Origin of the sequence: Thermococcus eurythermalis, from assembly GCF_000769655.1 — an archaeon.
Taxonomy (GTDB): Archaea; Methanobacteriota_B; Thermococci; order Thermococcales; family Thermococcaceae; genus Thermococcus; species Thermococcus eurythermalis.
Genome location: NZ_CP008887.1, coordinates 1,502,364 through 1,527,422, shown reverse-complemented (window position 1 = coordinate 1,527,422; position 25,059 = coordinate 1,502,364). Strand labels below are relative to the sequence as shown.

The 25,059-nt window shown below is 55.0% G+C and carries 32 protein-coding genes and 1 pseudogene; 8 read left to right on the top strand and 25 right to left on the bottom strand.

Annotation, left to right across the window (positions count from 1 at the left end; genetic code table 11):
• The 9 genes from TEU_RS08225 to TEU_RS08185 all read right to left on the bottom strand — a co-directional run bounded on the left by TEU_RS08225 (position 1) and on the right by TEU_RS08185 (position 8,849).
• A complete protein-coding gene (locus tag TEU_RS08225; RefSeq protein WP_227738691.1) occupies positions 1–975 on the bottom strand; it encodes a FecCD family ABC transporter permease in 975 nt (324 codons plus the stop codon).
• Positions 976–2,013, bottom strand: a complete 1,038-nt coding sequence (locus tag TEU_RS08220; RefSeq protein WP_050003320.1) for an ABC transporter substrate-binding protein — start codon at positions 2,011–2,013, stop codon at positions 976–978.
• Positions 2,010–3,197: a coproporphyrinogen-III oxidase family protein gene (locus TEU_RS08215; protein ID WP_050003319.1), complete on the bottom strand. Its 1,188-nt coding sequence runs from the start codon at positions 3,195–3,197 to the stop codon at positions 2,010–2,012. Before TEU_RS08215 ends, TEU_RS08220 begins: the two co-directional genes overlap by 4 nt.
• The gene (locus TEU_RS08210) at positions 3,185–3,598 is read right to left on the bottom strand and encodes a hypothetical protein (protein WP_050003318.1); all 414 of its coding nucleotides are present in this window, start codon (positions 3,596–3,598) and stop codon (positions 3,185–3,187) included. Before TEU_RS08210 ends, TEU_RS08215 begins: the two co-directional genes overlap by 13 nt.
• Entirely contained in the window at positions 3,595–5,589 is a 1,995-nt protein-coding gene (gene feoB / locus TEU_RS08205; protein WP_050003317.1) for a ferrous iron transport protein B, read from the bottom strand. Before feoB ends, TEU_RS08210 begins: the two co-directional genes overlap by 4 nt.
• On the bottom strand, positions 5,586–5,813 hold the full coding sequence (locus TEU_RS08200) for a FeoA family protein (protein WP_050003316.1): 228 nt from the start codon (positions 5,811–5,813) through the stop codon (positions 5,586–5,588). Before TEU_RS08200 ends, feoB begins: the two co-directional genes overlap by 4 nt.
• A complete protein-coding gene (locus tag TEU_RS08195) occupies positions 5,800–6,027 on the bottom strand; it encodes a FeoA family protein (protein ID WP_050003315.1) in 228 nt (75 codons plus the stop codon). Before TEU_RS08195 ends, TEU_RS08200 begins: the two co-directional genes overlap by 14 nt.
• Positions 6,028–6,303: 276 nt before the next feature.
• Positions 6,304–7,380 (bottom strand): M24 family metallopeptidase, encoded by a 1,077-nt coding sequence (locus TEU_RS08190; RefSeq protein WP_050003314.1) that lies wholly within the window; start codon positions 7,378–7,380, stop codon positions 6,304–6,306.
• A gap of 128 nt (positions 7,381–7,508) precedes the next feature.
• Positions 7,509–8,849, bottom strand: a complete 1,341-nt coding sequence (locus TEU_RS08185; protein ID WP_050003313.1) for a DUF438 domain-containing protein — start codon at positions 8,847–8,849, stop codon at positions 7,509–7,511.
• A 111-nt stretch (positions 8,850–8,960) separates the two neighbouring features.
• Here TEU_RS08185 and TEU_RS08180 point away from each other — a divergent pair, with 111 nt between their 5' ends.
• Positions 8,961–9,440: a DUF1858 domain-containing protein gene (locus tag TEU_RS08180; RefSeq protein WP_050003312.1), complete on the top strand. Its 480-nt coding sequence runs from the start codon at positions 8,961–8,963 to the stop codon at positions 9,438–9,440.
• Between the two features lie 115 nt (positions 9,441–9,555).
• Here TEU_RS08180 and TEU_RS08175 read toward each other — a convergent pair whose 3' ends face one another.
• From TEU_RS08175 to hcp, 4 genes and pseudogenes are all read right to left on the bottom strand, one after another.
• On the bottom strand, positions 9,556–10,350 hold the full coding sequence (locus tag TEU_RS08175; protein ID WP_050003311.1) for a hypothetical protein: 795 nt from the start codon (positions 10,348–10,350) through the stop codon (positions 9,556–9,558).
• 47 nt (positions 10,351–10,397) lie between these two features.
• Positions 10,398–11,285, bottom strand: a complete 888-nt coding sequence (locus tag TEU_RS08170; protein ID WP_144244837.1) for a YraN family protein — start codon at positions 11,283–11,285, stop codon at positions 10,398–10,400.
• Between the two features lie 84 nt (positions 11,286–11,369).
• Positions 11,370–11,504: a hypothetical protein gene (locus TEU_RS11990; protein WP_265100823.1), complete on the bottom strand. Its 135-nt coding sequence runs from the start codon at positions 11,502–11,504 to the stop codon at positions 11,370–11,372.
• A gap of 210 nt (positions 11,505–11,714) precedes the next feature.
• Positions 11,715–13,055: pseudogene (gene hcp / locus TEU_RS08165) on the bottom strand (hydroxylamine reductase).
• A gap of 187 nt (positions 13,056–13,242) precedes the next feature.
• Between hcp and TEU_RS08160 the strand changes: the two are divergent.
• Complete coding sequence (locus tag TEU_RS08160; RefSeq protein ID WP_050003309.1) at positions 13,243–13,629, top strand: transcriptional regulator; 387 nt, start codon at positions 13,243–13,245, stop codon at positions 13,627–13,629.
• Positions 13,630–13,651: 22 nt separating this feature from the next.
• Here the strand turns inward: TEU_RS08160 and TEU_RS08155 are convergent, their stop codons facing one another.
• The 4 genes from TEU_RS08155 to TEU_RS08140 form a co-directional block, all read right to left on the bottom strand.
• The gene (locus TEU_RS08155; RefSeq protein WP_050003308.1) at positions 13,652–13,930 is read right to left on the bottom strand and encodes a hypothetical protein; all 279 of its coding nucleotides are present in this window, start codon (positions 13,928–13,930) and stop codon (positions 13,652–13,654) included.
• Positions 13,931–14,012: 82 nt separating this feature from the next.
• On the bottom strand, positions 14,013–14,711 hold the full coding sequence (locus tag TEU_RS08150; protein WP_050003307.1) for a hypothetical protein: 699 nt from the start codon (positions 14,709–14,711) through the stop codon (positions 14,013–14,015).
• A gap of 118 nt (positions 14,712–14,829) precedes the next feature.
• On the bottom strand, positions 14,830–15,555 hold the full coding sequence (locus TEU_RS08145) for an electron transporter (protein WP_050003306.1): 726 nt from the start codon (positions 15,553–15,555) through the stop codon (positions 14,830–14,832).
• A 62-nt stretch (positions 15,556–15,617) separates the two neighbouring features.
• Entirely contained in the window at positions 15,618–16,223 is a 606-nt protein-coding gene (locus TEU_RS08140; RefSeq protein ID WP_050003305.1) for a glutaredoxin family protein, read from the bottom strand.
• Positions 16,224–16,319: 96 nt separating this feature from the next.
• On the opposite strand from TEU_RS08140, the gene TEU_RS08135 reads away from it, so the two are divergent.
• Positions 16,320–16,775: a tetratricopeptide repeat protein gene (locus TEU_RS08135; RefSeq protein ID WP_050003304.1), complete on the top strand. Its 456-nt coding sequence runs from the start codon at positions 16,320–16,322 to the stop codon at positions 16,773–16,775.
• 101 nt (positions 16,776–16,876) lie between these two features.
• Positions 16,877–17,134 (top strand): hypothetical protein, encoded by a 258-nt coding sequence (locus TEU_RS08130; protein WP_050003303.1) that lies wholly within the window; start codon positions 16,877–16,879, stop codon positions 17,132–17,134.
• On the opposite strand, the gene TEU_RS08125 is transcribed toward TEU_RS08130, so the two are convergent.
• Positions 17,135–17,689: a YbhB/YbcL family Raf kinase inhibitor-like protein gene (locus tag TEU_RS08125; RefSeq protein ID WP_050003302.1), complete on the bottom strand. Its 555-nt coding sequence runs from the start codon at positions 17,687–17,689 to the stop codon at positions 17,135–17,137.
• Between the two features lie 72 nt (positions 17,690–17,761).
• On the opposite strand from TEU_RS08125, the gene TEU_RS08120 reads away from it, so the two are divergent.
• The 4 genes from TEU_RS08120 to TEU_RS08105 are packed head-to-tail and all read left to right on the top strand — an operon-like array spanning position 17,762 to position 20,164.
• Positions 17,762–18,223: a DUF2284 domain-containing protein gene (locus tag TEU_RS08120; protein ID WP_050003301.1), complete on the top strand. Its 462-nt coding sequence runs from the start codon at positions 17,762–17,764 to the stop codon at positions 18,221–18,223.
• Between the two features lie 12 nt (positions 18,224–18,235).
• A complete protein-coding gene (locus TEU_RS08115; protein ID WP_050003300.1) occupies positions 18,236–18,691 on the top strand; it encodes a hypothetical protein in 456 nt (151 codons plus the stop codon).
• The gene (locus TEU_RS08110) at positions 18,685–19,176 is read left to right on the top strand and encodes a hypothetical protein (RefSeq protein WP_050003299.1); all 492 of its coding nucleotides are present in this window, start codon (positions 18,685–18,687) and stop codon (positions 19,174–19,176) included. Before TEU_RS08115 ends, TEU_RS08110 begins: the two co-directional genes overlap by 7 nt.
• Positions 19,157–20,164 (top strand): PIN domain-containing protein, encoded by a 1,008-nt coding sequence (locus TEU_RS08105; protein WP_050003298.1) that lies wholly within the window; start codon positions 19,157–19,159, stop codon positions 20,162–20,164. Before TEU_RS08110 ends, TEU_RS08105 begins: the two co-directional genes overlap by 20 nt.
• A 91-nt stretch (positions 20,165–20,255) precedes the next feature.
• Here TEU_RS08105 and TEU_RS08100 read toward each other — a convergent pair whose 3' ends face one another.
• From TEU_RS08100 to TEU_RS08070, 7 genes are all read right to left on the bottom strand, one after another.
• On the bottom strand, positions 20,256–20,447 hold the full coding sequence (locus TEU_RS08100) for a hypothetical protein (protein WP_050003297.1): 192 nt from the start codon (positions 20,445–20,447) through the stop codon (positions 20,256–20,258).
• Complete coding sequence (locus tag TEU_RS08095; protein ID WP_050003296.1) at positions 20,444–21,085, bottom strand: hypothetical protein; 642 nt, start codon at positions 21,083–21,085, stop codon at positions 20,444–20,446. The genes TEU_RS08100 and TEU_RS08095 overlap by 4 nt, the downstream gene beginning before the upstream one ends.
• Before the next feature lie 70 nt (positions 21,086–21,155).
• The gene (locus TEU_RS08090; protein WP_394297632.1) at positions 21,156–22,511 is read right to left on the bottom strand and encodes a RuvB-like domain-containing protein; all 1,356 of its coding nucleotides are present in this window, start codon (positions 22,509–22,511) and stop codon (positions 21,156–21,158) included.
• A gap of 126 nt (positions 22,512–22,637) precedes the next feature.
• Entirely contained in the window at positions 22,638–23,072 is a 435-nt protein-coding gene (locus TEU_RS08085) for a hypothetical protein (RefSeq protein WP_050003294.1), read from the bottom strand.
• A gap of 9 nt (positions 23,073–23,081) precedes the next feature.
• The gene (locus TEU_RS08080) at positions 23,082–23,843 is read right to left on the bottom strand and encodes a 7-carboxy-7-deazaguanine synthase QueE (RefSeq protein WP_050003293.1); all 762 of its coding nucleotides are present in this window, start codon (positions 23,841–23,843) and stop codon (positions 23,082–23,084) included.
• Positions 23,844–23,852: 9 nt separating this feature from the next.
• Positions 23,853–24,113: a hypothetical protein gene (locus TEU_RS08075; RefSeq protein WP_050003292.1), complete on the bottom strand. Its 261-nt coding sequence runs from the start codon at positions 24,111–24,113 to the stop codon at positions 23,853–23,855.
• Positions 24,114–24,196: 83 nt separating this feature from the next.
• Entirely contained in the window at positions 24,197–24,697 is a 501-nt protein-coding gene (locus tag TEU_RS08070; RefSeq protein ID WP_050003291.1) for a hypothetical protein, read from the bottom strand.
• Positions 24,698–25,059: the final 362 nt, after the last annotated feature.

Genomic DNA, 25,059 nt, shown 5'->3' with positions numbered 1-25,059 from the left:
CTAACTCCACCCTCCGCCCGTTTTCTTGAGCAGGTACGCGAAGAACGGAACCCCGAACAGCGTCATCACAACGCCGACGGGGAGGTCGAAGGGCAGAATCCTGACGAAAACGTCCGCGGCCACGGTTGTGGTAACACCTATTGAAGCGACTGCCGGGACGAGCCTCCCGTGCTCCGGCCCGACGAGCATCCTCGCGACGTGGGGGACTATCAGACCGACCCAGCCGATTATACCTGCAAAGGCAACCACGCAGGCCACCATCGCCGAGGCGAGGAAAACGAAGATGGCCCTCCACCTCTGGAGGTTGACCCCGAGGAACTCCGCCTCCTCACCAAGGCTCATGACGTCGAGCCTGAAGGACAGGAGGTACAGAACCAGGGAGGCCGCTGCGACCGCGGGCAGGGAGTAGGCGACCATCCACCACTCCGACCCGGAGAAACTCCCCATCATCCACACAACTATGCCCGAGAGCCCTTCGTCAGGGAGCAGGACGAGGAGTACTGACAGGGCCGCGGAAAAGAGGGACGAGACGATGACTCCCCCGAGTATCAGGGAGACCGGCGACGCTTTTCCACAGGCCCTGGCGAGGGAATAGGCAAGGAAAACGGCCAGGAGGCCAAAGGCGAGGGCAAGAGGGGTTATCCCTATGTGTGGCAGGAAAGCGAAGCCAATGGCAGCACCGAAGGCCGCACCGGAGCTGACGCCCAGGAGCGAGCCCTCAACGAGCGGGTTCTTGAATATCGCCTGGAACGTCATCCCCGCAAGGCTCAGGCCGACTCCCGCCGAGACTGCCATCAGGGTTCTCGGAAGCCGGACGTTAAGGATTATGGCCCTGCCGAGGGGGTCGAGGTGGAAGGGGCTGGTTTTGTATGTCCCCGCGAATGCCCCCGCGAGGAGCGAGATGGCTGGCAGGGCGAGCAGGAGCCCTGCGAGGGGAATGCCTCCAGCCCGGTTCATGTTCCTGAGGCTCTGCATTCAACCACCTCCAAAAAACCTTTCGAGGAACTCTCTTTCCTTTCCCTTCCAGTCCGGGTATTCCTCCGGATAGACCGCCTTCCCCAGCTGCCACATCCCCACGGCCATCCTCGGGCCCCAGCGGAAGTAGGAGCCCCTCCCGAGGTCGCCCCTCAGGAAGACGACCCTGCCGTTTTTGACGGCCTTCATGCCCCTCCACACCTCGTCCTTGAGTATGCGCTCCCTGAGTTTCTCCACCTCTTCTGGCTTTGTCATCGGGCTGCTGGCGAGGATGAGGACGTCCACATCCCGGTATTCGCTCACCAGCCTTTCCCTATCCGTCAATACCCTAACGGGCATCCTCCCACCGACGCTGATGCTGGCGGCGTAATCGGCACCAACGAGCCTTACAACGTCTGCAAGGATATCGTTCCCGTTCACGATGTACAGTTTGCCCATTATGGACTGAACGATGAGCACCTTCCTCCTCTCTCTGATTCCGGCAGCTATCTTTTGAACCGCCCCGACCTGCTCCCGGAAGTAGCCCGTGAACTCCCTCGCATTTTCTTCCCTTCCGAACAGCTTTCCAAGGAGCTCAACGGACCCGGGGATGTCGTCAATGGAGCCCTCCCTCAGGAAAACCACGGGGATTCCGTGGTTCATAGCCTTTCTCTCCAGCTCCTCCGGTCTGTGAACGCCTTCGATGCGGACCGATACTATTACATCCGGTCCCAGTTCGAGGACCTTTTCCCAGTTGTCTATCTCTACAGGGCGGGCCACGCGGGGCAGTCTTTTCAGGTCTTCGGGGATAAGCCCGTTGGAATCGACCGCACTGGATACGCCAGCAACCTGTTCATCGGCACCGAGTATGTGGACAATCTCAAGGGCCGTCGAGGGCAGAACTACCGCACGTTTCACGGGCAACTCCACGCTGACGTTCCTGCCTGCCATGTCGACCAGGGACGCGTTTTTTCCTCCGTTGCCGCCCCCGATGCACCCGAAGGAGCCCGCGATCAGGAGGGAGATTAGGAGGACCGAGAGGTGTGCCCTAACCCTCACGCCGCTTCACCCCCGACTTCAGCCTCACCGAGCGCCGCTTCGAGCCTCGTACGGACGTAGTCGAGGCACATCAGGTAGGCGAGGGTGTTCGCCCAGAAGAGGCCGAGGGGCGTTAAAAGGGCGGTTTTGCCCCTTACCTCGACCCATCCCCTTTCCTCCGCGATGGCCAGCGAGGGGAAGTCCTCCAGCCTGAAGGTGTCAAAGGTAAGCCTCCCCTCGAAAAGCCGCGATACAAACCGCTCAAAGTCGAAAGCCCCGGAAAGAACCGCCTTCACCGAGTAGGGATTCGAGAGGTACCTCCCCACTCCCGGAGAATGAAAGATGCGGTGCCCCATTACGTGGCCTCCCGCTCCGGGCCCGATACCGAGGAGGGGCACCTCAGGCCTCGTGAACGTTACAGAGTAGAGGAAACCGTCCCTCCCGTTCGTGAAGTGGTTCATCGAGAGGTGCCGGTAGCCGTGCTCGTACAGGAACGTTACCGCGGACAGAAAGTCCCTCAGGTTCTCCTCCACGGAGGGGTGGGGGTATTTGGCCGTCAGTGGCGTGTGCTCAAGGGGGTATATCGAGAGCCCGTCGATATCGAGCTTTATGACTGTTTCAACGTCCTCTAAGAGGGTATTTCCGAAGGGGAGGTCGTAGAGGAGGTCTACTGATACAACGTCAAAGTACTCCATCGCGAGTTTGAGCTTTTTAAAGGCCTCCTCCGCCCCGGAACGTCTGCCGAGGAGTGCCCTTTTCCGCCCCTCAAACGTCTGGATGCCAAAGCTTATCCTGTTCACCCCAAGCTCCGAGAGGGCCCTGGCCTTCTCCTCGTCAAACTCGGACACTGTGCTCTCCACGGTGACTTCCCCCGGCGATGTCCTGGAGGTGACTTCGTCGAGTATCTCCCCGAACCCCTTCGCGGGAAGGAGGGTCGGTGTGCCCCCACCGAAGTACACCACCACCGGTTTGAAGGAGTGACAGTTCCGGAGCTCCCTGAGGAGGGCGTTCACGTACCTCTCATAGGGTACCGTTGGCCTCTCCCGGTAGAGGATGCAGAACGTGCAGTTGCCGGTGCAGAACGGGACGTGGACGTAGAGGAACCCCTTCCTGTTCCGGTAGAGCCTGGGAACCGAGACGTCCACGTCCCTGAAAAAGGGCCGCAGGGGGGAGAGGGCCCTGTGGTGGGTCTTTATCCAGTCCATTCCCTCACCCCCTTTCTAACGGGGATGTAGATTAGGCCCGAAACAACGCCGAGCAGCAGGTAGAGCGGCACACGGGGGCTCCATGGCTGGCCCTCAACCACGGCGGTGCCGACGAAATCGGCGAGGGTGTAAAAGGCACCCACCGCGAGGAGACCGAGACCGAGGAGCAGGCCGGAGTAGAGGTAGGCAACGCTCCTGCTCTCCCCCTTCCGGGCCTTTGGGACACCGGTCAGAAAGACGGCCCCTATCGTCAGCAGGACAAAGCCGGTGAAAAAGTCCCCGCTGAGGGTGGGGGCCTCTGAAGTAACAGCCCCTGCGAAGGCCAGCATCTCAGCAACCCCCGCGAGCAGGAATGTGGTGCCAAGTACGGCACACGTTATTCCGGTGTTCTTCGTGTTCATATCAGAGCACCCCCCGCAACTATAAGAAGGGCAACTGCGTAGGCCAGCACTATCCCGTAGGCCACCGCAAAGGCCGCCCATTTGCCGCCTATCTCGCCCTTTATTGCTCCAATGGTGGCTATGCAGGGCACGTAAATCAAAACGAAGGCCATGTACGCGAAGGCCGAAACGGGAGTGAAGTCACCGCTCGCGGCAAGCACCTCCCCGAGGCCCTCCTCGCCGACCCCGTGGAGGATGCCAAGGGTTCCCACGACCACCTCCTTGGCAAGGAGTCCGAAGACGAGGCCGACCACGGCCTTCCAGTTCCATCCAAGGGGGCTGAAGAGCGGCTCAAGGGCGCGGCCAATCCAGGCCACCCATGACTTCGAGAGCGCCTCCCCGCTCTCAAAGGCCTCCGGCCCGATGTAGCCGCCGGGCCCGAAAACGCTCAGGAGCCATATCAGGACGACCGTGCCGAAGATTACCGTGCCTGCCTTGGCGAGGAACTTCTTTGTTCTCTCCCATGTCACCCCGAGAATTAAGCCCCAGTTGGGCCGGTTGTAGGGCGGGAGTTCCATGACGAAGTAGGAGGACTCGCCACCGAAAATGACCCTCCTGAAGAGCCAAGCCATCACGAGCGCAAGGGCTATCCCGAGGAAGTACATCGCGGTGACAACGCTGCCCTCCCTGCCCGCGAAGAATGCACCTGCGAAGAGGGCGTAGACCGGAAGTCTCGCGGAGCAGGACATAAGCGGATTGACGAGCACGGTGAGGATTCTGTCCTTCTCGTCCTCGATGGTCCTCGTGGCCATTATCGCCGGAACGTTGCAGCTGAAGCCGAGGAGCAGAGGTATCAGGGACTTGCCGTGAAGTCCGAACTTCTTCATGACCCTGTCCATCACAAAAGCGGCCCTCGCCATATAGCCGGAGTCCTCAAGCCACGCGAAGGCAAGGAACAGGAAGGCTATCTGGGGGACGAAAACGAGGACGCTCCCAACGCCGGCTATTATTCCATCGGCCACGAGCGAGGATAGCATTTCGTTGCCTATGTGCTCTCCGGCAACCTCCCCGAGCCATGCGAACAGCGCATCGACAGCATCCACAAAGGGCCCGGCTATGTCGAAGGCGAACTTGAACGCCATCCACACAAGGGCGACGAAGACTGGTATCCCGAGCCACCTGTGGAGGAATACCTCATCGAGCATATCCGAGACCGTCATTCGCTCCATTCTCTCAAGGATGGCATACCCTGCAATCTCCGCCGCGAGCCGGTAGCGCGCGTCCGCAAGCGCGAGCAGGAGCTCCTCCTCCGTTTTACCCTCTTCCCTCAGAATTTTCCTGTACTCATCGAGCGCCTCCGGCGCCCTTTCCTTCACAATTTCCCTGACTTCATCATCGTCCTCAAGGAGCCTTAACGCGATCAAAGTGGGGTTTTCCACCTTTCCGTTGAGGAGCTCCGACAGGCGCCTCACATGCCCATCGAAACCGGGGTATTCCGGCGGTTCGGGCCTTTTACCATCCCGGCATGACTCCAAAACCGCGTCCTTCAGCTCCTCAATCCCTTCGCCCCTCGTGGCCACGAGCGGGACAACCGGAATGCTGAGCCTCTCCCCCAACCTTTTGGGGTCTATCTTCAGCCCCTTCTCCTCAGCGGAATCCATCTTGTTGAGTGCCACGACCACGGGCACACCCATCTCAAGGATCTGAAGAAGGAGGTAGAGGTTTCTTTCGAGGTTTGATGCGTCCACAACGTCGATTATCAGGGAAGGCCTCTCTTTGAGTATGAAGTTCCTCGCAATCCTTTCGTCAACGGAGCGGGCGGAGAGGCTGTAGACCCCGGGCAGGTCAACGATGTGAAACTCAACCCCTCCGTGGGTGAAGTGGCCCTCCCTCTTCTCCACCGTGACACCGGGCCAGTTGGCCACCTTGTGCCTCATCCCGGTCAGAGCGTTGAAGACTGTCGTTTTTCCGACGTTGGGATTGCCTATTATCGCTATCGTGACTTCCTTCATTCCCCGATCACCTCAACGTAGATTCTTGAGGAAACGCCCCCGCCGAGCGCCACCTGAACGCCCTTGACCTCGACAACGAGGGGGCCGGAGAAGCTGTTTCTTACCACTCTGAGGTCGCTTCCTGGGTGGAGGCCCATCTCGGCGAGCCTTTCGGATATTCCCCTCCCCCAGACCCTGATGAGCCTGACGCGCCTCCCCGGCTCGATAAAGTTAAGGGGAACCACAGGGAACCACCTCCAGGCACTCCGCTTCCTCCTTCCTGAGCGACAGACGGTAGCCCCGGAGCTCCACCTCTATCGGGTCACCGAGCGGCGCCTTCTTGAGAACCCTCACTTCAGTTCCTGGGAGCACCCCCATCTCCATGAACTTCAGTATCGGGCCCCCGCAGAGCTTCCTTACCCTGACGGTCGAACCGACGGGAACTTCGTCCAGCCGCATCGAACCACCTCCTGTACAGGGCTGGCGATTGTAGTTAGGCTCTCCTAACAACGTGGCAATATGAATTAGGGCACCTTAAAAGTCTTTCTATTTGTAAAAGTAACCTTTGAAGTTAAAATAAGTGATAATTAGGCCAACCTAATCAAACTCGGCAGGCAAAAAAGAAAAACCAGGGTTTATAAAGAAGCGGGGGGTAATGTGTGCCTTTGCAAAATTTGGGCCACATCGGCGTACGGTGCCGGAACCTGCAGGAGAAAAATGGACAGAGAATGTCCCTCAGGTCACCCTCTCAAGTCCATTCTTTTTGACGATATAGGTGTCCTCGTGCTTTATCGCGCCCTCCGGAATCATGAGGGGCGGGTGTATTATGCTCAGTACCATGTTTTCCTGAACCCTAACGGCCCTCTGGGGGACGACTATCGTGGTTATCGGTGGCTCCTCGATTAGGAGACCAACGCCGTGAGTGTAGCCGGCCAGGTAGGTGTCCCCAAACCCCTTCTCCTTGAAGAAGTTCGCGAGCTTCTTCTCGACGGCGTTTAGGGCAACGCCAACCCTTGTCTCCTCAAGCGCAATCCTGCGGGCCTCTTCCTTGACCTCGATAGCCTTTCTCACTCTCTCGCCCGGCTCCCCAACGACGAACGTCCTCGCCATGTTGGCGTAATAGCTGTTCCAGTCGGCCCCAATGACGACGGTAACGACGCCGTTTTCCGGAACCCTGAGGTCGCGAAAAGGCTCGGCGTGTGCCCTGGGCGTCGTTGAAACGTAGACCTTGGGGTCTTCACTCCCATTGAGCATGAGCTCCCTCACGACCTCAGCCGCTATCTCAAGCTCGCTCTTGCCGGGCTTTATGACTTCTTCAGCGACATTCATCCCTTTCTTCGCGATCTTCCCGGCCTTCCTTATGTTGTCCAGCTCCCAGTCCTCTTTTATCATCCTGAGGCCCATCGTGAGGTCAAGGACGTCCACTATTTCCACAGTTGGATTGAGCCTCTGGAAGATTTTGTAGAATATCAGGTAAGCATCGCGCTCCACTCCGAACTCAAGGCCGACCTTCTTCATACCGTTCCCGCGTATCCAGCCCACGATGCCGGCCATCAGCTCCTCAACGCGCTGGAACTCCACGACGTTCTCTATCCAGCTTCTCTTCCTGAAAAGCTCTGCTTCGCCCTTGACCACATAAACAATTGGTTCTCCCTCCGCGGGGATGAGAAGGCTTGGCCTCAACCACTTCGTCCCCGTGAAGTAAATGAAGCTTGAGAGCGTCCTTATCACTGCCCCGTCTATGCCGTTCTCCCTAAGGAGCTCCTGAAAGCGCTCCACACGCCTTTTGAAAATTTCAGGGTTTCCTCTCATGTACATACCCCCATAACTTCTCCCCTATTTAACGTTAAAACACCTTCCCCCACCCAAGCTTCACCACGAGGAACCTGGCGTGACAGATGCCCATGTTTTCCAAGCTTTCCCCATTAACTACAAACGTGTCAATCCCTCCAGTCGAGCAACCTCTTCTCACCGTCTATCTCCTTGTAGGGGGCGATGTCCATAGTCATTTCAAGGGTTCCTAGATAGTTGCCCTCCTCGTCAAAGAGGGGCACGTATTTTATGTAAACGTACTTCGGCCCGAGCCGGAGCCAGAAGGCTGCCTCCTTCTTCCTGCCCTCCTTGAAGGCCTTGAGGATTTTGTTCACTATATGGACGCTCTTCGGGGGATGGCAGAGCTGGACGGGCCTTCCGAGCACCGATGGGGTCCTGGCGAATATTCTCTCGCCCGGCGAGAAGAAACGAACGCGGTCGTCCCTGTCTATAAAGGTCACGTCCACCGGAAGGGCCTCGAATATCGCCTTTAGTTCCTCAATGCTCACATAGCCGGTTCCAAGGTCTATGTCTCCCTCGCGTTCGAGTTCTGACCTGTCGAACTCCAACGGCTGGCCCCTCAATGCCTGCTGAACTTCCTTTGGAAGGTTCAAAAGTTCCTCGACACTCAGCTCTGGGTCGATCTCCCAGGGGTGGAGCGGTTTAACGTCCTCCCCGGGGTCCCAGGCTGGAGGGTTGACCTTGTAGTAGCCAATCTCGTCCTCCTGCATCCTTATTGCCTTCCACTCCCCATCGCTCAGCAGGGCCTTTAATGTGGGGTAGTAGATGTTGTTCTCCCTGAAGACCATGTCGCTCAGCGCGAACGAAGCCTCGCCCGCCTTTTCCTTAAAGCGCTCAACGAACTCCTCCCAGGGCATCTCATTCCTCTTCCTCAAAAGCTCGGCAAGCCTCTTTACCATAAACCTGATTTCGTCGTGCTTCGTCCAGAGGACGGTAGCTATTGCTGTCAGACCCCTCCGCTCGATGTAGGGGAAGGTGAGCATCTCCTCCCGGTTGTAGTGGGTGAAGCCGACCTTCCTGAGGTTGCCCACTATCTCCTCCAGGACACCGAGGATTTCCTCCCTCATGCGTTCGTCCTTGGTTGTTGCCAAAGTCCTCGCGTAGAGGTTGAGCATCTCGGAGTCCTTCATTATCTCCTTGTTCTCGAGGTAGAGCGTCTTGAGCGGGTGTTCGTCGGGCAGGTCTTTCTCCTCAAGCTCCTCCGTTCCGGCAACCGCTTCCCTGAACAGCTCAACGTGGAGGTCGCACATCTTCGCTATGTCCTTGGCGGAAACGCCTTCCTTCACGAGCTCCTGCTCTATGATTGGAATCTCAAGGGGAGATATACCGCTCAAAACCCTGCGGAATTCTTCCTTGAGTTTATTCACGTCCTCGCCCTCGTGGATTCTAAGGAGAAGCTTCTTCAGCTGCTCCTTCTTGTATTCGCGATTGTTCAACAACTCAGTCATCTTTACCACCTTCATGACGAGTGTCATATTGAGTACTTTTAAGCGTTTCTGGGCAAATTTGCCCAATAACCTTTATATGCCGCATGTCATAATTGGGAGCGGTGATGAAAAATGATGCTTGACGTTCGTGGATTGAAGGCACCCCAGCCGGCGCTTATGATAATAGAAAGCCTTGGAAAGCTCCAAGTGGGGGAAACGCTTGAGGTCATAGGCGATAAGCCCTTCGTTGACATGCTGGGAAAGCTTGAGGAAGCCGGTTATCGGGTTGAACTGAAAGAAGTTGGCGGGTCATTCGTGCTCAGGATAACCAAGACCGAGAACTCCAAGGAGCTTACGATGGAAGTCAAGGAGTGCGACGATAAGCTGGACGAAATAACGGAGGAAACCAACGTGGGCAAGCTCCTAAAGGCCTATCCTGAATCCATCAAAATACTGGTGAAGTACGGCTTCTCGCCCCTTGAGAACCCCGTGATGAGGAAAACCCTCGCGAGGACGATAACCCTGAGGGGGGCAAAGAAGCTCATTGGGATGAGCGACGAGAAGTTCAGGGAAATGATGGAAGAACTGAAAGGGCTGGAAGAAGGTAGATAGTTCAGTTCAAAACATTTCCATTGAGGTTTATTTGTTTTTTAGTAATCTCAACCTACGATGGATTTATTTTTGTTAATTCTTAAAGCCACTAGACTTTGGCGAGGCCGTTGCCCGCTCAATATAGTTCAGCCCCCGTTTGAGCTTTAAAGTATTCCTCGGCCCTCTTGATTAAGAATTCGTTTTTAATTTTCTTTCCAATACGCTTGAAGATCAATGTGGTTATGTCTCCGCCGAACCATGCTTTGTCTTCAATTAGCTCTCGGTAGCTCTCTTCATCGGTTAAATCGCTTTCTCTTACTGAAACAAGTATTTTATAACTATCCAATCTCTTGATTAGGACATACTCTTCCTCCTCCCTTCCGGGTCTTTCAATCAGCTCGTAGAGACCGTCCTCCAAGTCTAAGAGTTCTTTCTTCACTATGGTAACGTCCGAAGGAACGATTTCAAGCTTTTTCCTTTTCACAGTCTCAACTAACCATTCGTAGAAAAGAAACTGGTTGTTTTCTTCAAAGCCTGCATCTCTGAGGTCGTGGTCGTCCGTGTAACCACAGATGAGGACCGCCCCAACCCTCATCAGCTTTCCGAGGAACTTCATAAGTTCGGGGCTCAGGACGAACAGCCACCTGCCGGTGGAGACTCCAATCTGGAGGAGCGTCATGTTCTCCTTTGAGTACGTTTCAACCTCAAGCCAGTCAAAGGAATCTCCCTCAGTGGTTTTCAGCTCGTAGTGCAGTTCTCCCACTGCAACCAGCCTAAATCCCCTCATATCAAAGATGAACTTCAGGTGCTCTTCTCGTCTTTCCCGCTGGTACGCGAGTTCACGAGTGTACTTGAACTCGCGCGAGAGCTTATCAAGCACTTCCTTCCAGGATTTATCAAACACGGCAACGGTATAATAAGTAGTCCCCATTTCACTCCCCCCATGATTCATTACATAATGAAAATAAAGAAACATGTTCAGTCGAATTCCGAGGCTAGGTAACGCACTTCAACGTCCACACCAAACCGGGACTTTATTTCCTTTGGCAGGTACTGGGTGTAGTAATAGTAGTCCCTTATGTTCTCAATGCCTCCGGCATAGTACACCTCAATCTTTCTGATTCCCCTATTGATGGCGTACTCAGCGTACTTTGCAAGCTGTTCCTCGCTTATTTTATGTGCGTTTCTCTTGCACTCTATCAGCACGGTCTCCGACCCCTTCTCCGCAATTATGTCAATCTCGGTGTTTTTATCAATTGATGTTATCACCCTCTTCTCGACTTCCCTTATCGTCCACCCGTTCCTCTTGAGGTGGCTGACGACCTCTGCCTCATAAAGGGCACCTGACTTAATTTGGCCTCTCGCCAATTCCTGATTAATCTTGCTGATAAGCTCGCGCCCTCCGTGTTTAACGCTGCTTGCATCGTTAAGTACTTCTTCAAGCTTCTCAACGTCCCAGTCTCGGCGAATAACCTCCTTAAATGCATTCTTGTTAGTTAACCACTTCCTGATCCTTTTGAGGCTATCAACAACCTCATCAAAGTCCATGCCACGCCTTTTTACGTATTTCTCGCCTATCTCCTCGAGGTACTGCTTGCCCAGTTCATTTACGACCCACCTGGCGTTTTCTCTGCTGACTTTCGTGAATTCCCTAACCATTATTTTACGTCCCAGGTAGTCCTTTACGATGCCCATTGAAAATCTGGATATTTCGTCCCCGTCCTTCGCGAGTATCTTGATCCCCCATTTCCCACCGCGAACGATGTCTGTTGGATCTGGAGCAAGAATAGTGGATAGTGCATCATACGCCATTGCTGCCTCAGGAGAGACGTAATGTTCGATAGCAAGACTTAACGCATTGTCCACGAGGATTGCGCCTATTACCAGGACAATTCCCGGAACAGCCTGGGGCTGAACCTCACCCCCTGGCTTCTTCTCAGGACTGAACTCCTATGGAACCGCTACTGTGTTGTTCGCCGTCGCGTTAACGAAGCTTGCCGCGGCGCTCGCTCCACTGACGGTCATCCCAAGGAATAGCAACACGAGGGCCAAGGCGAGAACCCTCTTCCAGCCCAAGCGGATCACCTCCAATGTTGTTCAGATGGATAATAAATCCAAACCTTAAAAATTTTCCATTAGAAGTTTTAACAAGGAAAAAGCAATCAAAAGAAGATTACTGTCTTGCAGAAGCTTGAAATTACAACCGCCAAAACAGGGCAATCAAGGGACTCCCAGGGGCCGGAAACCGCCGGAAATTCAAGCCCCAACAGCTAAATTAGAGAAAGAAGAGCTTGGTTAATCAAGCTCCTCAGCGAGGGGCGAACCCTCTTCTACCTTTATTCCCCTGCTCAGCATGTCCCTGAGGTCGGCCTCCGGGTCACCGGTGAGCCTGAGGTCAAACTTCTTCCCGAGGGTCTCGAAGACGTTCGGCGTGAAGAACTCAGGAGCCTTGGGTCCGATGTAGATGCCCTTAATGCCCAGGTAGAGGAGTGAGTAGAGTATCGCTATGGCCTTCTGCTCCATCCAGCTGAGGACTATGCTGACCGGGAGCTCGTTGAGGCCGACGTCCAGCTCCTTAGCGAGCGCCCCTGCAATCTGGATTATCGAGTAGACGTTGTTGCACTGGCCGAAGTCCATGAAGCGCGGTATTCCCTCGATTTCGCCGTAGTCGCGCCTGTTGTAGCGGAACTTACCGCACGCGGCCGAGAGGATTATGGCATCCTTGGGCACCATCGCGGTAAGCTTCTCGTAGTAGCTCATCTTCGGGTTGGGGACGTCACAGCCACCTATGACGAAGACGTGCCTTATCTTGCCCTCGTTTATCAGCTCGATGAGCTTATCCATGAGCGGGAGCACGTTGGTGTGGTGGAAACCGGTGACGATGTAGCCGTCGTCCCTCTTTTCCATCTTTGGCGTCTCAAGGGCGCGCTTTATGAGGGGCTCGAAGTTGTAGTCCTCGATGTGGGGGACTCCTTCAAGGCCGGCTATTCCGGTTGTGAAAATCCTGTCCTGATATGCCTTCGTTGGCTGCTGGACACAGTTGCTCGTGCCGAGGATAACGCCCGGGAACTCGGCGAACTCCTTCTTCTGGTATAGCCACGAACCTCCCCAGTTGCCGTAGAGGGCCTTGAACTTCCTCAGCTCCGGGTAGGCGTGAGCCGGAAACGTTTCCGAGTGGGTGTAAACCTTGAGCTCGTCCTCAAGGCCCATCTCCTAGATCTGCCTGAGGAGCTCGTAGAGGGCCTTGTAGCTGTGGCCGGTGACGAGTATTCCGTGACCCTCGGCGGTTCCGGTGGGCACTTCGACCGGCTCTGGCCTGCCGAAGGTCTCGACGTAGGCCTTATCGAGGAGCTTCATAGCCTCAAGGTGAACCCTTCCGTTTTCGAGGATGAGCTCAAGGAAGCGGTTCTTGTCAAAGTTAACGTTGGTCAGAGTCGAGTAAAGCGCTTCAGCCAGAAAGTGCCCTATTTTTGGGTCGTCGTAGCCAACCTCAAGGGCGTGATAGTAGTAAGCTGCGGTTCCCTTTATTCCGTAGATGAGGGCCTCCTGAAGGGAGTTGAGGTCCGGGTCCTTTCCGCACACTCCCCTTATCGTGCATCCTCCCGCCAGGCTCATCGAGCACTGGTTGCAGAGCATTCCGTACCTCTCCGGGGTTCTTATCGCCATTTCCCACACCCCCAATTCATGACAGGTGTCATATGCGGTTGTTTATTGGAAAAATCTTCATAAAAGCGTTGCGGTTTCTTAACTTAAAGAAGGGTTATGACTTATGTCATAACAAATCCCAAAAAGCTTAAATATTCCGCCTGTCATGGTTACCACCATGAAGGTCAGCGCTTTCGAAGTTGCCTCACGCTATGTTTATCCCTCACTCAGGCGGAGACTTGTAGAACACCTCCGCGAGAAAGGCTTGAAGCAGACCGAGATAGCGAGGCTCCTCCACATTACCCAGTCTGCCGTTTCCCGCTACCTCCACATGGATAGGGGGGCTTTAATAGACATCTCTCAGTTTCCAGACATTGACGCTGAGCTCCGCTCGTTTGCCGAAGAGATTATTGAGAAAAAGCCCGGGGAGTACGAGATACACAGGAGGCTCGTGGAGATCTCAGTAGAAATGTTGGGAAAGGGCTATGTCTGCTCATTCCATGCAAAAATTGACCCTGAAATAAATCCCTCGGAATGCAACGTGTGCCTTGACCTCTTTGGGTGATTTCTCTTTTCCCTCACGCTTTTTAGTCTCCCCCTATGTAATCAAGCGTCTCCTCAATGAAGTCCTCGAAAGCTTCCTCATCAATTTCTTCAATCCTGAGCTCGAACTTTTTGCCAAGGCCCCACCTCACTGCGAGGGGCCCTTTATCGGTCTCCGCGATTATCAGGCCAAAGGGCATGTCCCCGGCCCAGTGGTGTTTGGAGAACGTCACGTTGAAGCCCCTTCTGGCGAGCTCTTCCAGTATAATTTCGTAAGTCTGAAGTGGACCCTTGTCCGTCTTCGCAAATCCGACAAATGGCATTTTATATCACCGAATATAGTTTGAACTCAAAACTTAAAAGGTTTTGGTTTTGAATAGAAAAAACAGAAAACCGCTCCAATCCTCACTTCCAAAGGTACGGCAAGATACTGTAGCCCGTCCACAGCAGTGGGCCGAGGTTCAGGAGCAGGTGCGGTATGAAGGTGAAGACCATCTGGCCGGACTGGCGCCAGACGACTATGTGGAGGAAGCCGGAGATGGTCGTTGCCAGCACGAAGAGCGCGCCGAATACCGTTCCAGGCTCCACGACCGTCAGGAACTTCGTCCAGAACATCGTATGGATAAGCCCCACGAATGCCGCGAAGAAGACTAGGCCTGCCACGCGGTAGGGGAGGCTCTTCTTTCCGGGATAGAGGCCCCAGGAGTCGAATATGTAAAGCCAGAGCAACTGCTCGCTGGCCGCGTTTGCCGGTGCCCATAGGAGGGCGGTAAGAACCACGCCTGGGAGCCAGGGATCGTCCACTTTGACTGGGGCGAGGTACGCGAAGACCAGGCCGATGAGGATTACCCCCACATTCACGTAGAACCATACCGGCGGGCGGGGCGGCATCGGGGTGCGGTAGCCGACGACTCCACGGCGGAGCTTTGCGAGGCCCCATGCCAGGCTGTAGTAGAGAATAATCGGTATCAGCGCGCCCTTCTTTCCGTACAGCCAGCCGGCGATGAAGGGGAACGCCACCGCAACTACGGCGGATATCGCCAGGTCAAGGCGTGACGGTCTCCATGACGTTGGGTCGTATCTTTGGGTTTCGGTAGCCGACATAAGCTCTTCCCCCACCTGGGAGGCTATGTTTATTTGTTCGCATTATGACATAGAAGCTTACCTGGTCGAGCGCTGGAAAAAATTGGTTAAAATAGAGCCACTTTCAGAAGTTTATTGGTTACGGGCCCCATACAAGAACCCAGACGCCTATTCCTATCAGCAAAAGCCCTGCCACAACGGAGAGCTCCGCACTGTGCCTGACCATTGTCTGGGAGAAGCGCTTGCTCTCGCTCACGCCCCCCATGGCGAGCAGGATTACGACGAGGGGGAGCACGAAGATGATGTTGTAGAGCGCCAGGAGGAAGAAGGCGAGAGCCCTGCTGCTGTGGGCTATTATCGTCGCGTAGACGAGGTAACTGCCGGCCGAGCAGGGGAGAAGTGTCGTGGAAACAACGACACCGAGGACAAAGGAGCCGACAAAGGTCGCGTCGGCGCTGAATATCTTTTTCCGTATCCTCCCCTTGTCCCCTATCCTGGAGCGCTCCATTATCCCCGTGACTATAGTGTATATCCCAAAGCCTATCGCAAAAACACCTGCCGCCCAGAGGGGAATGTACTGGCCGAGGAAGAGCAGGCCGACGCCGAGGAGGTAGTAGGAGATGTAGACCGCCAGTATAAACGCGGAGCCGATTACGTAGAGCCTCCTCCGCGAGACTTCCCTAACAGATATCGCGATGAGGAGCATCGTGTAAATCACGAAGGTGCACGGGTTTATCGAGTCGCTCATGGCCAGGGCGTAGAACTTGGGGATAAAGTCCGGAATGCCTAGGAGGTACAGAACGACGGCACTTAAGCCGAATGACGCCAGCAGGATTATGGTGAGGGCCTTGATTTCACTCCTCATGGTAGAAGAGTACACATGGTGGCTTTTTACGCTTTCCGAAACAAAAAGTTGAAAACAAAAGGTCAACCCGTCGAGTTTCCGGCAGAGGTTGAATTGGCCTTCAGCTGGTCGAGTATTTCCTGGACGTCAACGGGTTCGTGTTCAACGAACAGCGTGTGGAGGGCGTCAATAACGAGCTTCCATTTGGGCTCGTCGCGGGGTAGGAGGTATACCTTACCGACGATGAGGAATACCCCGTTGTTTTCCATGGCCGTTGCAATGATTTCGGGCGCTTTTTCCACGTCGAACTCTCCCTCAATGACGGCGTAGAGCGTCCCGTTGTAGGCGATTGCTATCGCAGGGACGCCGGTTATGCCCGTGAGCTGCGCCAGCTGGTTGAATAGCTCCATGTTGGTCTGGTTGTTGACGAGCTCGTAGTATGTGAAGGCCTCCTCTCCATACTTCGCAGGTATTTTCTCCTTCATGTTCCGGCAGTGGGGGCAGGTCTTTGCACCGTACATGTAGAAGTGAACCTTATCGAGGTATATCTTAGTGCCGTTGACGTCAACGTAGTCCTGTTGAGCGGCTGTGGACGTTGAAGAGGTCGTATCCGTATTATCACTTCCTATGCATCCAGCGGAAAAGCCTATGAGAAATAACAACAGCAAAAGCACTCCTACTTTCTTCATCAGACCACCTGCCCTTTATCGGGGTCGGGGGTTATAAATTTAACACACGACCAGAACCCTTAAATCCCTCGGGGTCGTAATGATATGGGGGTTTTCATGCAGGCGTGGTACCGCTCACGGGCCCTTTACGACGCCGTGATGAAGCTCGTGAAGGCGGGGAAGTTCGACGAGGCCATGGAGCTCGCCGAGGGAATACCCGACGGGAGCGTCCGCTCTAAGGCTGTCAATGAGATAGTAATCGAGATGGCGAAGATGGGCGAGGACTATAGGGAGGCCCTAGATAGGGCCATAGAGACCGCCCTTGAGACAAAGAATCCAACGAAGAACCTGATGGGGCTGGCGTTTGAGTTTCTGGAGATGGAGAAGTTCGATGACGCCCTGTACATAGCGGAGCACATAACCGACCTCCCCAACCGCTCAAAGGTGCAGGCAGAGGTCGCACTCAGGTTCGCCCGGAAGGGGGACGTAAAGAGGGCTATGGAGCTGATAGAGGACATAATGGATGAAGACGTCAAGACGTGGGCAACCTCAATGCTCGCGAGCGAACTTTAGCTCGCAGGAGTTAAAAAGAAAAGCTTTGCCACGGTTTTTTAACAAAAATCCCTCCAAAACCCTTTTTTAACGGCCTCCCGCTGTTACCCCCAGGTGAGACCATGAACGGGGGAGAAATAATAGGACTGATCGGAATGCTGCTCCTCGTGAGCTCGTGGGTTCCACAGACGCTGGAGACGATAAGGACGAGGAAGTGCCCGCTGAACATGGGTTTCATAGTGATTTACGTGACAGCGGCGACCCTGCTGACGATATACTCCTACCTGATAGGAGACTGGATATTCTTCACCCTGAACTTCCTGTCGGCGTTCCAGAGCGCAATAAACCTCGTCGTGAAGCTGACGGAAAAGAAAGGGTAATCACTTCCGCTCGTAGAGGCCCACGAGCTCTCCCCACTGGATAACGTGGCCTTCCATGGCCTTCTCCAATTCTTTTCTTGTTGCCCCCGGCGGAAGGTTCAGCATTGTGTCGAGGGCGTAGACCTTGAAGTGGTAGTGGTGCACCCCGTGTCCCCTCGGCGGACAGGGCCCGCCGTAGCCTATCCTTCCAAAGTCATTTTTGCCCTGAACCATCGGAATTGGGCCCTCAACTTTTTCGACCTTGGGAACGTCCTCAGGAACTTCACCCGCGGGCGGAATGTTCCAGGCAATCCAGTGGGTGAAAGTCCCTGAAGGTGCATCAGGGTCGTCCATTATGATGACGAGGCTCTTCGCTTCTTCACTTATGTGCCCGATGAATATCGGCGGGTTTATGTCTTCACCCTCGCAGGTGAACTTGGCCGGAATGTAGTCCCCGTCGTGGAAGACGGAGCCTACCTCAAGGGTCTTCGGCGCGGTCATCTTCTCACCCCCACCGCCTATACAGCCTGCACCGATTAATAGGGCACTTATTAGAAGAGGAACTATGGCCCTCATAGTTAAATATTGCGCTCAACCCCGTAAAAGGCTTTTGCTAAAGGTTAAATACCCCGGAGCGTTCAAACAACCATGCGCGTGGTTTGGGAGAAGGAGATACCGGCGGAGAAGATAGTCGTCTCACCGAGGCCGGTCTGGAAGTGCCGGGCGTGTCCTATGTACGGCAAAAGGCCGAGCTGTCCGCCCCACGCCCCGGACTGGAGAGAGGCCAGGGAATGGGTGTCCCACTTCAAGAGGGCCCTGCTTATCAAGTTCGAGATAGACATGGAGCGCTTTGAAGAGGAAAAACGGGAAGCTATCCTCTACCTCCTCAAAAAAGAGGCCGAGTTCTTCAGGGAGGGAAAGCTCTACGCGATGGCCCTCTTCCCCGGCAACTGCAACCTCTGCCCCGACTGCCCCTTCGAGCGGGGCGAGCCCTGCAGGCTCCCAACGAAAGTCAGGCCGAGCATTGACGCGGTTGGGGTTGAGATAAGCTCCCTCGTCAAGATAGACTTCTCCGAAAGCGTTTTGTACGGAATGGTGCTAATAGAGTAGTGGTGTTAGGGAATGAAAAACGCCCGCTCCTCTCCACTGTCCCATCTGGCGGTTGCCCTCGCCCTGACCGTTGCCTACGCCGTTGGAGCCGCGTGGTTTTACTACGCTCCCGCACGGGGAGAACCAAACCTGGACGTGACTTTCCGGGGACTGTTTATTCACTTCCTGTTTCTGAGCTTTCTCTTCTGGATTGTCGCAATCCCCGAGAAGAAGCCTTTCCCCGCGTTAAACCTGCTCGTGCTCACGCTCCTGATGGTTCCGGCCGGAGTCGTTGCATTGCTCCTCTGTCTCTTCGCCCTAAGCGGGGCTGGACTTCGGGAGACGTATGGCATTGAGTACGTGGTACTGGCCCTCGTGCCCTTTGCGGTTGCCCACAAGTTGGTCAAGGGGCGTGTTTTGGCCGTTCCATTCATCTTGGCGGTGCTCTACGGCATCACCGCTTATCTATGGGTGAACGTGCCATGGTAAAGATTGCCTACGTGACCCTGCTCGGCCGCTCGCCGTGGGCGGCGGTCAACACCTACTACAAAATCCTGAAGGAGAAGAGAGTGAGTGGAGGGATTGAGCGCATATACATCTTCACGGAAGAGCGATACAGGGCCGTCCTGCCGAAGGTTAAGAAAGCTCTAAGGGCCATCTCCAAGGCCTACGGTCTCACCCCCAGGATTGAGGCCGTCGTAATACCCGACGACAGCTTTTTTGAGGCCGACAGGCGGTTCAGAGAGCTGTTCTCGGAGCTTAGAGACGGGGGATACACGATAGGGCTGGACATCACCTCCGGCAGAAAAGCGCTCGTCGCAGCCGCGATAGTGCAGGCGAGGGAGTTCCCGGTTTCGTTCATAGTCTATATGGCCCTCCTGGATAGGGACTTCCCGGACAGGCCCCATATGATGATTCCGGTTCACATGCAGCCCCTCAAGAACTTCCTCGGTGATGGCGATGAGTCCCGCTGAGGTCATAACCAAGCCGGAACTGCAGGTTCTCATCAACCTCCTCACGGAGGGAGGAGAACTTGAGGTGGGCTACCCGCTCTATGGGCTCCCGCTCCTCAAAGCAAGGCCGGCCAGAAGGGGCTACATCGTGGAAGTTCTGGCCGATAAGCGGGCTATCAACTCCCGCGTCCCGAAGAGGTTCGCCTCGGAGCTCCCGACGTGGGGCGACTTCTACGAGTGCTTCATCTCCTCCGGAATCCTCCGCTACGAGAACATAGCCGAGTTCGAGGAGACGCTTGAGCTCTACGAGAGGCTAAAAAGGGGAGTTGCCTTTGCGCCCGATACGAACCTGTTCTACCACCGCTTCATCTCCTCGTACAGGCCCCTTGACAAGTACCAGATAGTCGTGGCAGAGGGTGTGAAGAAGGAAATCGAGGACGCTATGAACTACAAGTACCGCCATAAACAGCTGGGGGAGATTGCCAGAAGGGTTCTAAACGCCCACCTTCTCAGGGAGTTCACCAACAGGAGAACCAAGAGGAGCAGGAAAGCGGCGTACATAGCCCTTAAGGAGTTCGAGAGGCTGAAGCCGAGGGTGATAATCGCCGAGAGCGTGGACGAGCCGGCCCACAACAACGACGAAATTATAGTCAAGACCCTCAAGAGGTACGACAACATGACGCCTTCCCTGCTCGTCTTCCTGACCGCCGACATCGCCATAACCGACGTCGCCAAGATGGAAGGGCTGGAGTACTTCCTCTTTAAGTACCCCAGAGAAAAACTTGGAAGGCACGTCGTTAGTGCATACCAGCTCAGGACGCTCCTCTTCAACCTTGCTGCAGTCTTCGGGGTGATTGATGTAAACGGAGTTCTCGTCTTCGGCGAGTTCGGGGGCAAGGTAAACATTGACGAGCTCAAGCTGGTGTTCCCGGCAGAGGACAATCTTTATCTGCAGTTCAGATTCCACCTTGAGCTGTGCCGGAAGCTGATGGAGATAATGGGAGGTTAGCCCTTCAGCTTGAATTTTATGAACAGCGCCGCCAGTTCGAGGAGGAATATTGAGACTGCCAGTATTAACGAGATTGCCCTGTAAAGGGGCATCAGGACGAGGCAGTTGAGACGCCGAGCGCGACCAGCTCTTCCCCTTCTCTGCTTTCTCCTCCATAGCGGTACTCGATGAGAAAGGTCAACCAGGCCAGCCCGACAACGATTAGCCGGGAAATCGTTGGCTCCATCATCAAGACACATAACCCGAAGACGAGAAATGGGAGGGCGTAGAACAGCTTCCTCATTCACTCACCTCCAGCCCGCCTGAAGAGACCTCCGTGCCGTTGCACAAGACGGTGAAGATGTAGTCGCCGGGCGCCCTGACCATGACCTTGAGCTCCATGTCGCCGTTCCTCATTATCGTCGAGCCGTTGAGTTCATCGAGCCTCTCAGTGTCCCACATACCTTCAATACTCAACACCTTCTGGGGCCTCACGCTCAGATAAGAAGTCGTGTTGAAGTTCTCCTGTGGCACCTCGATTAAGATGGGAATTCTCTCTGCGTATGGGACGCAGACTGTGCCTATAATGGGCCTGCCGTTGACCGTGACGTTGAAGTCCTTAGGGACGAAGGGTGGGACAAGCTTCAGCGCTGAGACCACTATGCTGGCGTTGAGGTCTCTTCCAACCACTTTAACCGTAAATGCGGACAGAGTGGCGTTCATATCTCTGAAGAGCGCCAGGACATCTTCAAAAACCGATGCAGGCACTGTCACCCAGCCCGAAAATGTGCCGTTTATATCGGCGCTTTTAACTGCGAGTGTTGTGGTGGCACCACCATCAAGTTCTTGGGTATTGGTACTGGCTGAGTCCGAAGAGATGCACCCGCTGGCTATGGCCCCGAGAAGAACCAGCAGGAGAAGGAGGATATTGGCTTTATGCATATTCCACCACCAAAAGTGTTAGAGAACTAAAAGCCTAAAAGTGTTGTGGAAAACCAGGAAGGGAGAGAAATCAGCTAAGCATGCCCTCAAGCTTCTCAACGAACTCGATGCTCCTCTTGAGGTCGGCGAAGTACTCCTTGGCCTTCTCGACGTGCTCCCTCTCAACCCTTCCGCCCTTTGCCAGGACGCTAGCAGGTGCGAGGAGCTGGACGGCGTAGCGCAGGCTCGTCTTCTCTCCAAGCTCGGCGAGGTACTCTATGGCCTCCTCGCTGACCTCAATCTTCTCCTCCTTGGCCCTTATCTTCACTATCTCCCTGATTTCCTCCTTCCTGTAGGGCTCGGTGTTGATTATGAGAAGCCTGTCGAGCATGTCAATCGGTATGCCGTGCGGGGCCTCTATGTCGGTGCCCCTTATCCTCGTCCTTCCCCTGTTGGTGGCCAAGATAAGGATCGGCGCTAGCTCGCTTTCCATTGCCCTGGCTAAGAACGAGAAGGCCTCGATGTCTAGCATGTGGACTTCGTCTATGAAGAGCACTCCGGGGACGAGGGTGGCCCTTCCCTCCTCGACCCAGCTCTTGACGGTCTCATCAACGCGCCTCCTGACGTCGTCGCTTATCTCCGCCCCGGTGCTGAACAGCAGGCCGAAGATGTTTCCTCTTGCATTCGCCACGTCGAGGTCGTGGAGCGTGACTGTGTAAGTGAACTCCTTTATCTTGAGAACCGGGCCGTTTGGGAGGTTCACCTTGCGCTTGAAGAACAGCCCCTCTTCCTCCTTCGTGGTTCCTATCTTTGAGACCCTGCCCGTCTCGGCGTCAATCTGTATGACGTCGCCCTCCTCAACTCCCATCTCCATGAGCTGGTACGCTATCTCCCTGCCGGCCCTGACGGTCTTCTCGTCGTCCTTTGTGCGGAGGGTTATGATGACACTCTCGGGAACCTCAACGTAGGGGTTAAAGGGGTGCCTCGTGCGCTTGATTTCAATCTTGGCGACCTCACCCTCGTAGACCTTCCTCTCCTCGCTTATCCTGACGCCTATCGCCCTCCTCATGGCCTGCTTCAGGAACTCCGTCTTGTTGACCTCGGCGGAATAAATCTCGCTCCCGGCTATCTGGACGAAGGGGACGTCTTCACCGAGCTCCCTGGCTATTCCCATTGCTATGGCCGTCTTACCGCTCCCGGTCGGGCCGACGAGCAGAATCCCCTTACCTGCGAGCTTTCCGCGCTTGATGAGCTCAACGGCTATTCCAGCGGCCTCCCTCGCTTTAACCTGCCCGACCATGCCGTCGGCGATGAACCTGGCCTTCCCGTTCTCGTCGAGGCCGAGGCCCTTTATGTGGGAGTGCATGCCAACCCTGTCAAAAGAGACCTTTGCGACTTCCTCTATCCCCGCTGGCACCCTCTCACCCCCTGCCTTTAATCTTTCCATGAGTTACTAAAAGAGGACGGAGGTTTAAAAAGTTGACGGAGGCTCAGGCCGTCGATCCCGGGCATCAATGACCCCAAAGGCCAATGTCATCATCGCCGGTAGTAGTTGGCTCCTCTGCTTAAAAACTCACCTGAACTTAACGGCAAAGTACAGTGAGGCAGTGCCGATTATTATGCTCACCGCGAGGATAAACGAGCCTATGGTTCTTACAAGGTATGCCTCCTCCTGGAAGGCGAGCCAGCCCAGGATAAGACCAGCAAACACAAGGGGTACTACCGAGAGCTCGGACTTCCAGAGAAAGCCAATTCCAAGTAAAAGGCCGGCGAGTAAATAGAGTGGATTTCCATAGTTCAGGAAGAGAAGAACGGACAAAACCGAACCTGCCCAGGGAACGAGTTTACCAGCTTTTTCCCAGCGGTTGATATAAACCGAGCCCGTCAGAAGACTCAGGAGTGACAGGACAGCGCTTATCTGCGAAGCCATGGGGTTGGAGTCCTGAGTGTAAAGAGAGACAAACACAAAGACTGCTGAAAGGGCCACGAGGAAGAGGGCCCTTTTCATGAGCTCACCTCACAGGACGTTGAGGTACTTGTGCACCTGGAAGCTCAGGCCGACATTTTTTCTCCCCATTATCTTGGCCGCCTCACGGTAGAGCTCCATTAACCTCGCCTGGGTGATGTCTATCGGCTCCCTTGGCTGGATTACGAGCGGGGCAAGGTCTTTCATAAGTTCAGCATACCAGCGGACGTTTTCAATCTTCGTGTCCTTTGTCACCACGAGCTTGGCGTAGGTCTTTGCACCGGTCTCCTTCAGAATTCTTATGCTCTCCACCTCACGGAGCACCAGCGACTTCCAGTCTTCAGTTGCCTTGGCGGTCTCGTCCTTTATGTCCACGCTCGCATAGTCAGTGAGGTGGGCGACCTCCTTAACGAGCTCCGGGAGCCCGCCGTGGGTCTCAAGGAAGTTGTCGAAGCCGAACTCCTTCATCTTTTCCATAAGGGCCCGCAGGGGCTTTACCTGGAGCGTCGGCTCGCCGCCGGTGTAGCTTATCGAGTGGATATCCCCAGTGTCGAGGCGGAGAACCGCGTTGACGACATCATCGAGTTCCGCAGGGTTTGGTCTGTACTCGAACTTTCCAGTAAACGGTTCTACCTCGTAGCGCCAGCGTGAAACGCGGGAGGCATCTATGTACTCCCTTGAGTCGCACCACTGGCAATGAAGGTCGCACCCTGCAAAACGGACAAATATCTGCCTCCTTCCGAATGCAGAGCCCTCGACACTGCCCCCCTCACCCTGCCAGCTGTTGAAGACCTCTGCCATTATGAGCTTCATACAAACACCTCACAGCTCGTCAACGTCAACGCCCTTGACGTGCTCGCTCACGTAGCCCTCAAGGATTTCGACCCTTACGCTCCTGTCCTCCCCGGTCATGTCAGCCATCAGCTGAACGCCCCTTGCGTAGTCCCAGAGGCGCCTTTTTGCCTCGTCGGTTACGGCCTCAGCCATGACTATTATCTCCCGCTCGTCGGCCCTCTGGCTCACGAACTCGATTACCTTCCTCGCGTCCTCCTCGGTGAAAACGCCTCTCTTCTTAAACAGCACCGCCACCACCTCACAGCATTATGCGGACAAACAATTATGTAATTGCACAATTATGTGAATATGCGCTTAGGTAGTCGTGTGGCCTAGATGTACTTGAGGAGAACATCCACCGCTTCCTCGAACAGCTCCTTGTCCCTTCCATCGAGGATGCCCTCAAGGTAGTTGAGAGCGACCAAGTTGAGGATTATGTAGGCAGTGTTCCTGTCAAGGCCTAGGGAGTAGGCGTCGTAGTAGACGCGCTCTTCGCCCAGAGCCTCGTTGAGCATCTCCACAAAGTAGTTTATCTCCTCCACTGTGAGCTCGTCCCACCTGCTCTCAAGCTCATCGAAGTAGCGCTCCATGATGCGAAGTGTTTCGAGGTCAACCTTAAGCGTCCCCTCGAAGTACGGGAACTCGCCGACGCGGAAGAGCTTTACCCCCTCGTCGTCCCTAACCGCTATGCTGTCCCAGAGAACTATTCCCTCAACGGGGTTGTGGCCGTACCTGCTCGCCAGGTATGAGAACCTCTCAAGGGCGAAGTCCATGTCCTCTATAAACTCCTCTTCGTCTCTGAAGTGGATTATCTTGCTCACGGTTCCAGTCATGTTTCGCACCTGCCCTGGGTTGGGGTGAAGGTTATAAGACCTTTACCCTACTCCCTCCGCCCGACGAGTAGTGGGTTGCGATGACGTCGGGACCCCCAGGGGGGCGACAGCCCCAAACTGCCCCCCCTTACAAACTTCGCCTACGCGAAGTTTGACCAAGGTTCGTGATTCTTCTCCAAAAATGCAATCCTAAGAGGTTTTCACTCTCAAGTGCCAGTACTCTCAAAGAATTCTCTTCAAAGGAGCTATTTAGGAGGGGTTTCTCTAAGAGGCGCTCCTTCGGAGCGCGATGAAAAGTAAACCCGCGTGAGAAAGCTTCCAAAATTTAGGAATTCGCATTCCAAAAAGCCGTTAAAAGCGCA

Excerpts from the sequence above, each read along its gene's own strand:
- TEU_RS08225 (WP_227738691.1), bottom strand. The coding sequence starts at position 975 with ATGCAGAGCCTCAGGAACATGAACCGGGCTGGAGGCATTCCCCTCGCA.
- TEU_RS08215 (WP_050003319.1), bottom strand. The coding sequence starts at position 3,197 with ATGGACTGGATAAAGACCCACCACAGGGCCCTCTCCCCCCTGCGGCCC.
- TEU_RS08210 (WP_050003318.1), bottom strand. The coding sequence starts at position 3,598 with ATGAACACGAAGAACACCGGAATAACGTGTGCCGTACTTGGCACCACA.
- feoB (WP_050003317.1), bottom strand. The coding sequence starts at position 5,589 with ATGAAGGAAGTCACGATAGCGATAATAGGCAATCCCAACGTCGGAAAA.
- TEU_RS08195 (WP_050003315.1), bottom strand. The coding sequence starts at position 6,027 with ATGCGGCTGGACGAAGTTCCCGTCGGTTCGACCGTCAGGGTAAGGAAG.
- TEU_RS08190 (WP_050003314.1), bottom strand. The coding sequence starts at position 7,380 with ATGAGAGGAAACCCTGAAATTTTCAAAAGGCGTGTGGAGCGCTTTCAG.
- TEU_RS08185 (WP_050003313.1), bottom strand. The coding sequence starts at position 8,849 with ATGACTGAGTTGTTGAACAATCGCGAATACAAGAAGGAGCAGCTGAAG.
- TEU_RS08180 (WP_050003312.1), top strand. The coding sequence starts at position 8,961 with ATGATGCTTGACGTTCGTGGATTGAAGGCACCCCAGCCGGCGCTTATG.
- TEU_RS08175 (WP_050003311.1), bottom strand. The coding sequence starts at position 10,350 with ATGGGGACTACTTATTATACCGTTGCCGTGTTTGATAAATCCTGGAAG.
- TEU_RS08160 (WP_050003309.1), top strand. The coding sequence starts at position 13,243 with ATGAAGGTCAGCGCTTTCGAAGTTGCCTCACGCTATGTTTATCCCTCA.
- TEU_RS08155 (WP_050003308.1), bottom strand. The coding sequence starts at position 13,930 with ATGCCATTTGTCGGATTTGCGAAGACGGACAAGGGTCCACTTCAGACT.
- TEU_RS08150 (WP_050003307.1), bottom strand. The coding sequence starts at position 14,711 with ATGTCGGCTACCGAAACCCAAAGATACGACCCAACGTCATGGAGACCG.
- TEU_RS08145 (WP_050003306.1), bottom strand. The coding sequence starts at position 15,555 with ATGAGGAGTGAAATCAAGGCCCTCACCATAATCCTGCTGGCGTCATTC.
- TEU_RS08140 (WP_050003305.1), bottom strand. The coding sequence starts at position 16,223 with ATGAAGAAAGTAGGAGTGCTTTTGCTGTTGTTATTTCTCATAGGCTTT.
- TEU_RS08135 (WP_050003304.1), top strand. The coding sequence starts at position 16,320 with ATGCAGGCGTGGTACCGCTCACGGGCCCTTTACGACGCCGTGATGAAG.
- TEU_RS08130 (WP_050003303.1), top strand. The coding sequence starts at position 16,877 with ATGAACGGGGGAGAAATAATAGGACTGATCGGAATGCTGCTCCTCGTG.
- TEU_RS08125 (WP_050003302.1), bottom strand. The coding sequence starts at position 17,689 with ATGAGGGCCATAGTTCCTCTTCTAATAAGTGCCCTATTAATCGGTGCA.
- TEU_RS08120 (WP_050003301.1), top strand. The coding sequence starts at position 17,762 with ATGCGCGTGGTTTGGGAGAAGGAGATACCGGCGGAGAAGATAGTCGTC.
- TEU_RS08115 (WP_050003300.1), top strand. The coding sequence starts at position 18,236 with ATGAAAAACGCCCGCTCCTCTCCACTGTCCCATCTGGCGGTTGCCCTC.
- TEU_RS08110 (WP_050003299.1), top strand. The coding sequence starts at position 18,685 with ATGGTAAAGATTGCCTACGTGACCCTGCTCGGCCGCTCGCCGTGGGCG.
- TEU_RS08105 (WP_050003298.1), top strand. The coding sequence starts at position 19,157 with ATGGCGATGAGTCCCGCTGAGGTCATAACCAAGCCGGAACTGCAGGTT.
- TEU_RS08100 (WP_050003297.1), bottom strand. The coding sequence starts at position 20,447 with ATGAGGAAGCTGTTCTACGCCCTCCCATTTCTCGTCTTCGGGTTATGT.
- TEU_RS08095 (WP_050003296.1), bottom strand. The coding sequence starts at position 21,085 with ATGCATAAAGCCAATATCCTCCTTCTCCTGCTGGTTCTTCTCGGGGCC.
- TEU_RS08090 (WP_394297632.1), bottom strand. The coding sequence starts at position 22,511 with ATGGAAAGATTAAAGGCAGGGGGTGAGAGGGTGCCAGCGGGGATAGAG.
- TEU_RS08085 (WP_050003294.1), bottom strand. The coding sequence starts at position 23,072 with ATGAAAAGGGCCCTCTTCCTCGTGGCCCTTTCAGCAGTCTTTGTGTTT.
- TEU_RS08080 (WP_050003293.1), bottom strand. The coding sequence starts at position 23,843 with ATGAAGCTCATAATGGCAGAGGTCTTCAACAGCTGGCAGGGTGAGGGG.
- TEU_RS08070 (WP_050003291.1), bottom strand. The coding sequence starts at position 24,697 with ATGACTGGAACCGTGAGCAAGATAATCCACTTCAGAGACGAAGAGGAG.